Here is a 12,403-nt window from a genome sequence, read left to right on the forward strand (position 1 = left end):
GGGATCAGAACGGCCAGAACAGCAGGATCGCCGGCGCGGCGACCACCAGCACACCCCCCTGCAAGGGCAGGCCCAAACGCCAGTAATCACCGAAGGCATAGCCGCCGGGACCCATGACCAGGGCGTTGTTCTGATGCCCGATGGGCGTGACGAAGGCGCAGCTGGCGGCCACGGCGACGCTCATCAGCATGGGGTCGGGGTCGACGCCCAGGCGTTGCGACAGGGTGAGCGCCACGGGCCCCATGATCACGGCCGTGGCGGCGTTGTTGAGCACCGCCGAAAGGGCCATGGTCACGGCCATCAACAGGGTCAGCACGGCAAGCGGGTTGAGCGGCAGGGGGCTGTCCAAAATGCCCTGGGCGATCAGCCCCGTGGTGCCGGTGGCATCGAAGGCGTCGCCGACGGGGATCAGGGCCCCGATCAAGACGACCACGGGCCAGTCGATGCCGTCGTAGATTTCCCGCACGGGCAGGATGTTGAGCACCACCATGGCCACGGCGGCAAGGCCGAGAGCAATCGTGATCGGCATGATGTTGAAGGTCGCGAGCGCCACGGCGGCGGCGAAGATGGCGATGGCCATGCGGGCGTGGCGGTGACTGGCCTCGCCGAACTGGATGCGTTCCTGCAGGGTCAAGCAGCCCATACGGGCCATCAGATCGGGCATGTGATCACGCGGACCGTAAAATAACACCAGATCACCGGGACGGAACTTGAACTGGCCCATGCGGCCGCGAAACGCCCGGCCCTGGCGTGACACGGCCAGGATGTCCGTGTCGTAGCGCGAACGCAGGCGCAGCGACAAAAGCTCGCGCCCGATCATGCGTGACCCCGGGCGCACAACGGCTTCGGCGAGGTCCATGTCCTCGTCGATCATGTTTTCCGACTTGGTGCCCTTCATGGTGCCGACCTTGAGGTCCATGGCCGTGGTCAGGCGGTCCAGTCCCTCGGACGAGGATTCCAGCAGAAGTTTGTCGCCGACCTTCAGCCCGTCGCCCTGCGGCAACTTGGCCATGCGCCGGCCGCGGCGGATGATGTTGACGATCAGCACGTCGCAATCGGTCGCCAGCATGCGCAATTCGCCCCGAGTCATGCCGACGGCGTCCGTGCCTTTGACCACGGTCGCCTCTGTCACGAACTTGTCGATGCCCATGTGATCGCGGGTGGCGTCCTGCACCAGGCGGCGTGTGGGGATCAGGAACCGCGCCGAAACCGCCAGAAAAGCGACCCCGATGCCGGCAACCAGAATGCCGACGGGCGTGAAGTCGAACATGCCGAAGGGTTCGCCCGTCACCTTGGCGCGAAAGGCGGCGATGATGATGTTGGGCGGCGTGCCCAGAAGGGTGATCAACCCACCCAGGATGGTCGCGAAGGACAGCGGCATGAGTACCCCCCCCGCGTGGTACTTGGTTTTCAGGGTCGTCTGGATCGCCGCCGGCATGAGCAGGCCCAGCGCCGCCACGTTGTTCATGACCGACGACATCAACGCCCCCAGGCCCGACAGCACGGCAATATGCCGCGCCATGCCGGTGGCCGACCGTTCAATGAGCCGGGCCAGGATTTCCGACGCCCCGGTGCGCGCGAGGGTATGGCTGAGCACCAGGATCGCGGCCACCGTGATGGTCGCCGGATGGCCGAAGCCGGAAAAGGCCTCGCGCGCGGGAACCAGTCCCAGGACGACGGAAGCCAGCAGCACGCTGAAGGCGACCACGTCGTAGCGCCAGCGGTCCCAGACGAACAACGCCAGGGCCGCCACGATCAGTCCGACAATGGTCATCTGGTCAAGGGTCATGCGCACTCACTCGGCTTTCATCGCAGGTGCCGTTTAGTGAGTGTGCGGTTCCGAAAGCCAAATTGAAAGGGGGCAATGGCGGTGCGGCCCACATGGCTGGCACAAAAAAGGAGGGCGGCCCTTTTAGGGGCCGCCCGTCAGTTTGCCTATCTACTTCACAAGTAGGGAGATGGCGCCGTTCCGCCCCGTTTCGCCGGCAGGGGGGCTCGCCGGCGGGGGACCGAAGTCCCTGGGGCGCCGCTGGCAACCAAGCGGCACATCGGTTGTGTCAGCAGGGTGCGGGAACACCAGCCCGAGAGGTCCGGGCCGGGCGGTTGCCGATCGGCGAATGGCGGAACATCCGGCCGATCACATCGCGGACGGCTTCGGCCCGAAGTTGCCGGCCCCGGCGCACGCCGGCTTCCATCTCCGCGTGACGAATGGCATTTCTCAGGTCAAGCGGTGTCATGGGCATGGTCGTTCTCCTCAAATCCGGATCAACGCGAAACGCGTCACCGACTGTTGAGCAAAACTTAACATTTGCGGATTTGATTGATAATTATGATAAACGGATTATGATTTGTGAAATTTATTCACTAAAAATTCGGTTTGGGAGACGATATGGACCGGGACAGTGAAATGGCGGTGTTTGTTCGCGCGGTAAACGGCGGCGGGTTCTCCGCTGCGGCCCGCGACTTGGGCATCACACCGTCGGCGGTGAGCAAACTGGTCGGGCGGCTTGAAGATCGTCTGGGTGCGCGGCTTCTGAACCGCACCACACGGTCGATCAGCCTGACCGAGGAAGGCCGCACCTATTACGAACGTGCGGTGACCATCCTGGAAGAAATCGATGCGGCGGAGCTTGCCGTGCGCGAACTGCATGCGGAGCCGCGTGGGGTTCTTAAGGTCAATTCGTCAACGGCCTTTGGCCGCTATGCGGTGATCCCGCATCTGCACGAATTCATCGAGGCCTATCCCGAATTGCAGGTTCAATTCATCACCTCGGACAGCATGGTCGATCTGGTCGGGGAAGGTGTGGACGTCGGCCTGCGCATCGGCACGTTGACTGATTCCTCGCTGATCGCGCGGCGGCTGACGGCGGTTAAACGGGTCGTTGCCGGGGCCCCCGCTTATTTCGAACGGCACGGTATTCCGCAGACGCCTGACGACCTGGTCCATCACAACTGCCTTCGCGTCAGTTTCGAGACCACGATCAACCGTTGGGAATTTAAAGGCGCCGACGGCCCCCGCATTATGGACGTCAACGGCTCGTTGGTGGTGAATGATGCGTCATTGCTGTACGACGCGGCGATCGCCGGGGTCGGCCTGATCCGCGCGGCCCAGTTCCTGACCTGGGAAGCCTTGCGCGACGGCCGTCTGGTGCCGGTATTGCAGGAGTACGAGACCGAGGAAGGGCGCAGCGTGTTCGCCGTCTATCCCCCCGGCCGCCATCAGGCGCCCAAGGTGCGGGCATTCATCGATTGGCTGGTTGAACGGTTCGTCAAGAACCCGCCCTGGGAACAGCAAAACACAGGGGCCGGACAAGGCTAGCCGGTCATCGCCTGCAGGTTGTCGTCGAACAGCCAATTATAGGCGCGGTCGAGATCATGGAAACCAGACACGCGATGGTCGGTGATTTTCCGGATGGTGTTTGATGCGGAGCCAAAGCTATCAAAGCCTGCCGGAAGGTTGCGGTTCGGCGGCAGCACCAGGGCCTTGCGTTCAAGACCGGCGGAAACCGCGCGCGGAAACACATCGTTGGCAAGCCAGTCTTCGGAACAATAGAAGCTTTGCGTCAAATGGCGCATATCGGCAATCCAATAGCTGTAGGCGCCGGTTTTCAGCATTTCGCATACGTGGCTGCCGACAAGACGAAAATTTTCCTCCGTTTCGAAGTTGCCGAACCAGAAGTCAGTAATCAGGCGTTCCTGCGGATTATGGCCGATGATCGCGAAGGGTTGCCCGCTCTTCAACCTGAAGGTACGGGCTTCCTCCACTTGTATATCTGATTTGGGATTGAGGCCGGAGGCGGACATATTCATGGGATGGCTCCTGACGTTTCCCGTATCAGGTGCAATGCCCGTGCCAGCCGTAAACGCCCGGTTTCGGCGGAATATGAGGACCGTCTAACCCAATCTGACCAAGACGAACGTCATAATGACAAAAGTCATAGTGGCGGGGCGGGTCGCATCGCCTCATCGCCATCGGTATCGAATGCATATAACGACCGATGAAATATATCGGCTTGATATAGTATAAGATTGCATATAATTTCCGCGCCGATTTCACACTGCAAAGGACCGGGCCTGCCGTGCGGGCCCGATTTCGGAACCATGGACGCTAAAATCCTTTGTCTGGGCGTGCTCGTGATGGGCGATGCCTCGGGCTACGAAATTCGCAAGATGTTCGAAGAGGGTCCCTTCGCCCATTTTCAGGACGTCGGTTACGGATCGATCTATCCGGCGTTGTCGAAATTGTCCGAGGAAGGCCTGATCGCGGTGACCGACACCCCCGGCGAAGGTCATCCGGATAAGAAGGTCTATGCGGTGACGCCGGCCGGGCGCGAGGTGTTCCGGCAATCGTTGGCGCGGGCACCCATGCCGGACAAGGTCCGGTCCGACGCGGCGTTCTTGATGTTCTTTGCCGAATTCCTGGATCGCGATCATCTGAACACGGTCTATGACGATTACCTCGCCTTCTATCGTGCGCGGGTCGAGATCATGCAGGGCCTGGATCCCGAGGGCGTACCCGAAGGCCGGTTGTTCGTGCGCGGCCTGGGGCTGGCGTTTTATCAGGCGGTGGTCACCTACATGACGGAAAACCGTGACCTGCTTTTGAACGCAGGGTCCGGCAAGGCCGACGCGGCGGAATAGGGATAGCTTCATGAAACTGCCCATCAAACCATCGTATATCGCGGCCGTGGTCCTTGCCTTGGGGGCCATCGCGTGGATTTTCTCCGGCAATCTGGAGCAGGCGAAACGCCATTACGGCCTTACCTCCGCTGACTCCGCGGCCACCAAGACGACGGTCGAGCCTGCCCCTGCCGGCGGCGCCGAAAAAGCGCTGGCCACGGTCCGCGTGCGGCGCATGGAAGCGTTGGAGCGGGTGCGTGAAATCACCGTGACCGGGCGCACGGATGTCATTCTTGATGCCGAGGTGACGGCCGAGACAACGGGCCGGATCGTCGAGATCGCGGCCACCAAGGGGGCCTGGTTGGAAAAGGGCGATGTGATCCTGAAACTCGCCATGGACGACCGCGAGGCGAAATTGCGCGAAGCCGAAGCCCGTCTGGTTTACGAGCGCATCGGCTTTGAGGCCGCCAAGAAGCTGACCAAAAAGGGCTTCCAGTCCGAGGTTAAGTTGGCCCAAGAGGAATCGGAACTGGCGCAAGCCAAGGCCGAATTGGCCGCCATCAAGCTGGATGTCGAGCGCACGACCGTGCGCGCGCCCATTTCGGGTTACCTGGAAACCCTGCCCATCAACGTCGGCGACTATCTGAAATCCGGGGACAAGATCGTGGTCATGATCAACCCTGATCCTATCCGCGTCGTCGCGCAGGTGTCGGAGCGGGATGTCCCGAACCTGAAATCGGGCGACACTGCCATCGCCCGCACGGTGCAGGGCCAGGACTTCGCGGGGGCGATCCGCTATGTCGCGCAGCGCGCCGACGAAGCGACGCGCACTTTCCGCGTCGATGCCTGGTTGGAAAACCCGGACCACGTCCTGCGCGACGGCCAGACAATGGAGGTTCAGTTCCGGGCGGGGCGGGAAAAGGCGCACAAGGTATCGGCCGCCGTGCTGACCCTGAACGACGCCGGCGAGATCGGCGTCAAATACCTGGATGAGGCCAACCGGGTCCGGTTCACCAAGGTCCGCATCATCGCCCATACGCCCGACGGCATCTGGCTAGGCGGTTTGCCCGACAGCATGACGCTGATTACCGTGGGACAGGAATTCGTCACTGAAGGCCAGCTTGTCCAGCCGGTGGACGAAGGCAGCCTGGCAATCGGCGAGGATGCCCCCGCATCATGAATGCGCTGATCGACGCGGCTTTGGGTCATGCCCGAACGATGATCCTGACCCTGGTGCTGATTCTGGTGGCGGGCACGATCGCCTATGTGGAAATCCCCAAGGAGGCCGAGCCGGACATCAACATTCCCATCATCTATGTCTCGATCACCCATGAGGGCATTTCGCCCGAGGATGCCGAACGCCTTCTGATCCGTCCCATGGAAAAGGAAATGCGCGGCATCGACGGGGTCAAGAAGATGACCGCCAAGGGCTATGAAGGCGGTGCTAACGTGACCCTGGAATTCGAGGCCGGGTTCAATGCCGATCAGGCGCTGACCGACGTGCGCGAAAAGGTCGACCTGGCGAAGCCGGAACTGCCCGATGACACGGATGAACCGTCGGTCAACGAGGTTAATTTCTCCTTGTTCCCGGTGATCGCGGTGACGCTTTCCGGGGACGTTCCGGAACGTCTGCTGCTCAAGCTGGCCCGTGACCTGCGCGATAAGATCGAGGCCGTGTCCGCCGTCTTGTCGGCGCAGATCGCCGGTGACCGTGAGGAACTTCTGGAAATCCTCATCGATCCCATCAAGCTGGAAAGCTACAACCTGTCGCCAATTGATACGGTGCAGCTTATCGAGGCCTCCAACAAGCTGGTCGCGGCCGGCGCCCAGGATACGGGCCAAGGACGGTTCTCCATAAAGGTGCCGGGCCTGTTCGAAACGCTTGCCGACATCGTCAGCATGCCCGTCGCTTTCAAAGGCGACGCCGTGGTTACCTTCGGCGACGTCGGCGAGGTTCGGCGCGGATTCAAGGACCCGGACGGTTTTGCGCGCATCCACGGCGAAAAGGCCATCGTGCTTGAGGTCGTCAAGCGCACCGGCGAGAACATCATCGACACCATCGAAACCGTGCGCCGCGTCGTCGCCCAGGAACAGGCCGGTTGGCCCGAAGAAGTGCGCCGCGTCGTTGCGGTCGACTTCATCCAGGACAAATCGATTCAGGTCCGCACCATGCTTCTGGATCTGCAGAACAACGTGACCGCGGCGGTTCTGTTGGTCATGGTGGTGGTCGTCGCGGCGCTCGGCCTGCGGTCGGCCGGGCTGGTCGGACTTGCCATTCCGGGTTCATTCCTGACCGCTATCCTGGCCCTGTCGGCCATGGGGTTGACGGTCAATATCGTCGTGCTGTTCTCGCTTATCCTGGCCGTCGGGATGCTGGTCGACGGGGCCATCGTCGTCACTGAATATGCCGACCGCAAGATGACCGAAGGGGCACCATCCAGGCTTGCTTACGGTCTGGCGGCAAAGCGCATGGCCTGGCCGATCACGGCGTCGACGGCAACGACCCTTGCCGCCTTCCTGCCGCTTCTGTTCTGGCCCGGCGTGGTCGGCGAGTTCATGAAGTATCTGCCGATTACCCTGTTGATGACCCTGGCGGCGTCGCTTCTGATGGCGCTGATCTTCGTGCCGACCCTGGGCGCTGTGTTCGGCCGTGCCGGTGGTGCCGCCGATGCCGAAACAGCGAAACGCTTGGCCGCCACATCCGAGAACGAGGGCGACGAAGGCACGGGCAGCAGTCTGGAGGGCGTCGGCGGGCTGACGGGGGCATATCTCACGGCCCTGCGGGGGGCGCTGAACCATCCGGCCAAGGTGTTGGCGGGATCGGTGATGCTGCTGGTCGTGGTGCAGGTCGGGTACGCCAAGTTCGGTCACGGGGTCGAATTCTTCCCCGATGTGGAGCCGGAACTGGCGCAGCTTCAGGTGCGTGCCCGGGGCAACCTGTCGGCTTGGGAGCAGGACAAACTGATGCGCGAGGTCGAGGACCGTATCCTCGACATGCGTGAATTCAAAAGCATCTACACCCGCACGGGAAAGAACCGGGAAACCCAGGAGGCCGAGGACATCATCGGCACCATCACCCTGGAATTCGCCGATTGGACGACCCGGCGCACGGCGGATGAAATTCTTACCGACGTCGAAAAACGCACCCATGGACTTGCCGGCATCCATGTCGACCGGCGCAAGCAGGAAAAGGGTCCGCCCGTCGGCAAGCCCGTGAACGTGGAATTGACGTCGCGCCTGCCGGAACTGCTGCCCGCCGCCGTGCAGAAGGTGCTGGAAGGCTTCGATACCGTCGGCGGCCTGATCAACATCGAGGACGGCCGCCAGCTTCCCGGCATTGATTGGGAAGTGCAGGTCGACCGTGCCCAGGCGGTCAAATTCGGCGCCAACGTGCAATTGATCGGCCGCATGGTGCAGACGGTTACCACGGGCATCAAGGTTGGCGAATATCGCCCGGACGACAGTGACGACGAGATCGATATCCGCGTCCGCTATCCGGCTGAATTCCGCACGCTCGAGCAACTTCACGCGATCAAGGTCAACACCAACAAAGGCCCGGTGCCGATCCGCAATTTCGTGACCATCACGCCGAAGCCCAAGATCGGCACCCTGTCGCGGTCCGACGGCAAACGGGTTTTGGCGGTCAAGGCAGACGTGGCGCCCGGCGTGCAGGCGGCGGAAAAATTGGCGGCGCTGAAGGCATGGATCGCTCAGGCGGGCCTGGGTCCGAACATCGGCGTCGATTTCAAGGGCGAGGACGAGGAACAGGCCAAGGCCGAGGCGTTCCTGTCCAAGGCCTTTTCGGCGGCGCTGTTCATCATGGCGATCATCCTGGTGACCCAGTTCAACAGCTTCTATTCCGCCTTCCTGATCCTGTCGGCGGTCATCATGTCGACCATCGGCGTGTTCATCGGCCTGATGGTCACGGTGCAGCCCTTCGGAATCGTCATGACCGGGATCGGCGTGATCGCCCTGGCCGGGATCGTGGTCAACAACAACATCGTGCTGATCGACACCTTTGACCGCCTGGCCAAAACCGCCACGGACATGAAGAGCGCGATCCTGCGCACGGGCGCCCAGCGCCTGCGCCCGGTGCTGCTGACTTCCGTGACCACGGTGTTGGGCCTGATGCCCATGGTGTTGGGCATGAACATCGACTTCGTCAATCACGAGGTCACGGTGGGCGCGCCCTCGACCCAATGGTGGCGCTCGCTGGCCACGGCCATCGTGTTCGGCCTGGCCTTCGCCACGGTGCTGACCCTGATCGTGACCCCGGCGGCGCTGATGGTGCGGGCGAATTTCCAGGCCTGGCGGGCGAAGCGCCGTGGGCGGCGCGGCGGCGCGATTCAGCCCGCGGAATAGGCGGTCAGTCGGATGTCGGCCCGGGCGCCGGTTCCGGGTTGGTCGACCGGCTTTTGTGCCACAAGTAGGACCGGATGGAGAGCGGGAAGCTGGCAAGGTAAAGCACCAGGATCGCCGTCAGCGCCAGCCAGGGGTCGGACACCACGAAGGCGGCCAGGATCGCCACGGCGATCATCAGCGGCATCATCCAGGCCCGTGCCATCTTCATGTTCTTGAACGAGAATGTGGGCAGGGTGGAGACGAACAGCCCGCCACAGGCGATCAGCACGACCGAAACCAGATAGGGGTTCTGCAGGTAGCCGACATAGTCTTCCGGCACCTGGAACGACAGGATCATCGGCAGCAGAACCAGCCCTGCGCCGGCCGGGGCCGGCACGCCGGTAAAGAAGCGGCCCGCCCAGACGGGTTTCTTGTCGTCCTCCAACATGGTGTTGAAGCGCGCCAGGCGCATCGCGCAGCACATGGCGAACAGCACGACGATGAACCAGCCGAACCGTCCGGCGTCTTCCAGTGCCCAGTGATAGAGAATCATCGCCGGCGCCACGCCGAAGCAGATGAAATCGGACAGTGAATCAAGTTCCGCCCCGAACTTGCTGGAGCCTTTCAACAGGCGCGCGACGCGACCGTCCAGAGTATCCAGGATCGCCGCGATCAGGATGGCGAAGGCGGCGGCTTCCCAGCGTTCGTGCAGGGCAAAGCGCATCCCCGTCATGCCCGAGGCCAAGGCCCCCAGGGTCAGCATGTTGGGGATCATCTTGTTGATCGGCATGACCCGCAGGCCACGGCGCAGGCGGCGCGGGCGCTCGGCGGGATCGGGTGCCTGATCGGGGGTGGCGTCGCTCATGGTATTCCGCTTTCCGATCCGTTAGCGGCGCTGGGCCTTGCGCGCGCTCTCGGCGCCGATTTCGGCGATCACCGTTTCGCCGGCGATGGATGTCTGGCCGACGGAAACCAGGGGCTCGCAGCCCTCGGGCAGGTAGACATCGACGCGGGAGCCGAAGCGAATCAGGCCGAAGCGTTCGCCGGCACTGACCGTGTCGCCCTCGCTGAGATCGCACAGGATGCGCCGCGCCACCAGACCGGCGATCTGCACCACGGCAATTTCGTTCTTCTTCGGCGACCGGCTTTTCACGCCGGCGATCTTCAGGCGCACGCTCTGGCGTTCGTTCTCCACGCTGGCCTTGTCCAGGGAGGCATCAAGGAACGCGCCGGGCCGGTAGGCGAGCTTGACCACCTTGCCCGACACGGGCGTGCGGTTCACATGCACGTTGAACACATTCATGAAGATGGCGATGCGGGTGCGTTCCTCGTCGCCCATTTCCAGTTCTGGCGGCGGGGCCGCGCGATCGATCATCTGCACGGCGCCGTCGGCGGGTGCAATGACCAGAGTGTCGCCCAGGGGCGTCATGCGGTCCGGGTCGCGGAAGAAATAGACGCACCAGGCGGTCAGGATGACGCCGAGCCAGCCCAGTTCCTCGGCGATGAAGAACAGGACGATGGTGACCGCCGCGAACAGGGCGATGAACGGCCAGCCCGCCTTGTGGATGGGGGTCATGACGGTATCCAGGATGATATTCTGTTTCATGTGCCGCCGTTGATGTCAGTTGCGATCGTTCCACCGGCAAGGCCGACGGTTCGGGCGCCCTACATAGCATATTTTACCCGGAATGCCCGGTCGAAATACCCGCGATCTGCATTGCGGGTGCTTGTCAGGGGCTAAGCAAAAAGACGATAATCCGGCAAGCAGACAGGAGACACCCGTGGCTACAGCCTCTTCCGCCGAAAAGACCAAGGCCCTCGTCGACTCTGCCACAACGCCCGCCACGGCCATGCCGTTGGGCGCCATGGGGCTGGACAGTGACGGCCAGCTTGTCCGCAAGAACAATGACGGACTGATCAGGTTCAGCTTTAATTACATGGGCTATCAGTTCGCCGTGCGGGCCGAGGTCGCGCCCGGCCACACCCGCATGCGCATCCATGCGGTGCTGGGCCATCTGCCCTATACGGCGGAGGCGCCGGATCTGCGCACCAACATGCGGGCCGTGGTCCACGAAGCGGGGCGCGCGCTTGGCGGGCGCATCAGCATCACACAGGAGCAGCGCATCCTGTTCCTCGATGAATTCAATTTCGATGAAACCCTGACGCCGCAGTCGTTGCTGACCAAGACAGTCGCGTTCCTGCTGTCGGCCAAGCCCTATCTGGAACTGCTGGCGCTGATTGCGGGGGCAAGCAAGGCGGTCTATGCCCTGCTGCCGGCGCCCGAGGCCCAGTCTCCGGCCGAATAGACGTCGTCCGGCGTCAGTTCGCCGGCTTGGGAACCTGGAAAACCTGGCCCGGATAGATCAGATCGGGATCGCCGATCTGCTGTTTGTTGGCGCGGTAGATGATGGTGTACTGCACACCTTCGCCGTAGACCCGCCGCGCGATCCGCCACAGGGAATTGCCCGGCTGCACGATGACGACCTGCCCGGCCGCCAGATTGGGCATGATCTCGTCCTGACGGAAGGGAATGGATACTTGGCCCAGAACCTTGCCCGCGGGGCTGACGCGTTCGGCCTTCAGCTTGTGGACGCCGGGTGCCACCTTGTCTTTCAAGGTCAGGGACCAGCGGTTTTGGGCGTCGGCCTGGGCTGATCCCAGGGGCGTGCCGTCCATGTATAGGGTCACGCTGTCGCCGGCCGGTGCGCGGCCGCTGATGATGACCCGGCCGGGGGGGGTGTAGTCGACGGCGCTGATGTCGAATTCGATCTTCTGCGGGCCGTCGCCCTGGATCAGGCGGCTCGGCCCTTCGCCTTCGCGGGGCATCCGGATGGCGAGCGGTTCCGTGGTCCGTTCCTCGGCCACCAGGGGGCCGGTGTCGGTGCGTTCCGGCACGGCCAGGACGACGACATCCGGCGAGGCCAGGATACTGCCGTCGGGGGCGACGGTTTCCAGGGACAGATAACGGTTGCCCGGCGGTAGCGGGTCGCTCGGCAGATAAACCCATTCGCCCTTGTCGTCGGCGGTGATGCGGCCGATTTCGGTCTGCCCGTCCTTGATGATGACCGTGGCGCCGGGGGCGGCGCGGCCGGCGATGACCGTGTCGCCCGTGGGGCTGACGCGGACCACGTCGAAGGTCGGCAGATTCGGGTTGCCGGTCCGGGCGGCGCGTTCCGGCGTCGGGGCCGGTGTGCCCTTGCCGGGGGCGGTCAGGGCCTGCGCCGGCGGGCGGGCGGCATCGTCGTCCTTGCCGTCGTCGGGCGATGTCAGGTTGACGACGATGGCGAACGCCACCACGACCATTCCGATCCCGACGATGAAAAGTGGATTACGCCACATTGCGTTCACAGATGCCGCAAAACGGCGGCACTCCCCGATTTTCCCCCAAATTCGATCCTTCACAATTAGTCGCCCGAACGCGCCAACGCAATCGGCATCTGGC

The 12,403-nt window shown here is 63.0% G+C and carries 11 protein-coding genes; 5 read left to right on the top strand and 6 right to left on the bottom strand.

The window, feature by feature from the left end; translation table 11 throughout:
- Positions 1 to 4 precede the first annotated feature (4 nt).
- Together KFF05_06085 and KFF05_06090 are read right to left on the bottom strand one after the other, a co-directional pair.
- Positions 5 to 1,795, bottom strand: coding sequence for an SLC13 family permease (locus tag KFF05_06085; protein UTW52927.1), 1,791 nt, complete (start codon positions 1,793 to 1,795; stop codon positions 5 to 7).
- A 262-nt stretch (positions 1,796 to 2,057) separates the two neighbouring features.
- Complete coding sequence (locus KFF05_06090) at positions 2,058 to 2,243, bottom strand: hypothetical protein (GenBank protein UTW52928.1); 186 nt, start codon at positions 2,241 to 2,243, stop codon at positions 2,058 to 2,060.
- Positions 2,244 to 2,407: 164 nt separating this feature from the next.
- On the opposite strand from KFF05_06090, the gene KFF05_06095 reads away from it, so the two are divergent.
- Entirely contained in the window at positions 2,408 to 3,319 is a 912-nt protein-coding gene (locus tag KFF05_06095; GenBank protein UTW52929.1) for a LysR family transcriptional regulator, read from the top strand.
- Here KFF05_06095 and KFF05_06100 read toward each other — a convergent pair.
- Positions 3,316 to 3,804, bottom strand: coding sequence for a hypothetical protein (locus tag KFF05_06100; protein UTW52930.1), 489 nt, complete (start codon positions 3,802 to 3,804; stop codon positions 3,316 to 3,318). The genes KFF05_06095 and KFF05_06100 overlap by 4 nt on opposite strands.
- 297 nt (positions 3,805 to 4,101) lie before the next feature.
- Between KFF05_06100 and KFF05_06105 the strand changes: the two genes are divergently transcribed.
- Genes KFF05_06105 through KFF05_06115 form a run of 3 tightly spaced genes read left to right on the top strand, consistent with a single transcriptional unit; the run spans position 4,102 to position 8,982 of the window.
- The gene (locus KFF05_06105) at positions 4,102 to 4,641 is read left to right on the top strand and encodes a PadR family transcriptional regulator (GenBank protein UTW52931.1); all 540 of its coding nucleotides are present in this window, start codon (positions 4,102 to 4,104) and stop codon (positions 4,639 to 4,641) included.
- A 10-nt stretch (positions 4,642 to 4,651) separates the two neighbouring features.
- Positions 4,652 to 5,800: an efflux RND transporter periplasmic adaptor subunit gene (locus tag KFF05_06110; protein ID UTW52932.1), complete on the top strand. Its 1,149-nt coding sequence runs from the start codon at positions 4,652 to 4,654 to the stop codon at positions 5,798 to 5,800.
- A complete protein-coding gene (locus KFF05_06115) occupies positions 5,797 to 8,982 on the top strand; it encodes an efflux RND transporter permease subunit (protein ID UTW52933.1) in 3,186 nt (1,061 codons plus the stop codon). Before KFF05_06110 ends, KFF05_06115 begins: the two co-directional genes overlap by 4 nt.
- A gap of 4 nt (positions 8,983 to 8,986) precedes the next feature.
- On the opposite strand, the gene pssA is transcribed toward KFF05_06115, so the two are convergent.
- A complete protein-coding gene (gene pssA, locus KFF05_06120) occupies positions 8,987 to 9,826 on the bottom strand; it encodes a CDP-diacylglycerol--serine O-phosphatidyltransferase (protein ID UTW52934.1) in 840 nt (279 codons plus the stop codon).
- A gap of 21 nt (positions 9,827 to 9,847) precedes the next feature.
- Positions 9,848 to 10,567: a phosphatidylserine decarboxylase gene (locus tag KFF05_06125; protein ID UTW52935.1), complete on the bottom strand. Its 720-nt coding sequence runs from the start codon at positions 10,565 to 10,567 to the stop codon at positions 9,848 to 9,850.
- Between the two features lie 175 nt (positions 10,568 to 10,742).
- Here KFF05_06125 and KFF05_06130 point away from each other — a divergent pair, with 175 nt between their 5' ends.
- Entirely contained in the window at positions 10,743 to 11,267 is a 525-nt protein-coding gene (locus tag KFF05_06130) for a hypothetical protein (protein ID UTW52936.1), read from the top strand.
- A 13-nt stretch (positions 11,268 to 11,280) separates the two neighbouring features.
- Here KFF05_06130 and KFF05_06135 read toward each other — a convergent pair whose 3' ends face one another.
- Positions 11,281 to 12,255 (bottom strand): LysM peptidoglycan-binding domain-containing protein, encoded by a 975-nt coding sequence (locus KFF05_06135; protein UTW52937.1) that lies wholly within the window; start codon positions 12,253 to 12,255, stop codon positions 11,281 to 11,283.
- Between the last annotated feature and the right edge of the window lie 148 nt (positions 12,256 to 12,403).

The sequence above is a fragment of the bacterium SCSIO 12827 genome (assembly GCA_024397995.1).
GTDB lineage: Bacteria > Pseudomonadota > Alphaproteobacteria > Rhodospirillales > Casp-alpha2 > UBA1479.

Coding starts and splice junctions, on each gene's coding strand:
- KFF05_06100 (UTW52930.1), bottom strand. CDS start 3,804: ATGTCCGCCTCCGGCCTCAATCCCAAATCAGATATACAAGTGGAGGAA.
- KFF05_06105 (UTW52931.1), top strand. CDS start 4,102: ATGGACGCTAAAATCCTTTGTCTGGGCGTGCTCGTGATGGGCGATGCC.
- KFF05_06115 (UTW52933.1), top strand. CDS start 5,797: ATGAATGCGCTGATCGACGCGGCTTTGGGTCATGCCCGAACGATGATC.
- KFF05_06095 (UTW52929.1), top strand. CDS start 2,408: ATGGCGGTGTTTGTTCGCGCGGTAAACGGCGGCGGGTTCTCCGCTGCG.
- KFF05_06110 (UTW52932.1), top strand. CDS start 4,652: ATGAAACTGCCCATCAAACCATCGTATATCGCGGCCGTGGTCCTTGCC.
- KFF05_06090 (UTW52928.1), bottom strand. CDS start 2,243: ATGCCCATGACACCGCTTGACCTGAGAAATGCCATTCGTCACGCGGAG.
- pssA (UTW52934.1), bottom strand. CDS start 9,826: ATGAGCGACGCCACCCCCGATCAGGCACCCGATCCCGCCGAGCGCCCG.
- KFF05_06125 (UTW52935.1), bottom strand. CDS start 10,567: ATGAAACAGAATATCATCCTGGATACCGTCATGACCCCCATCCACAAG.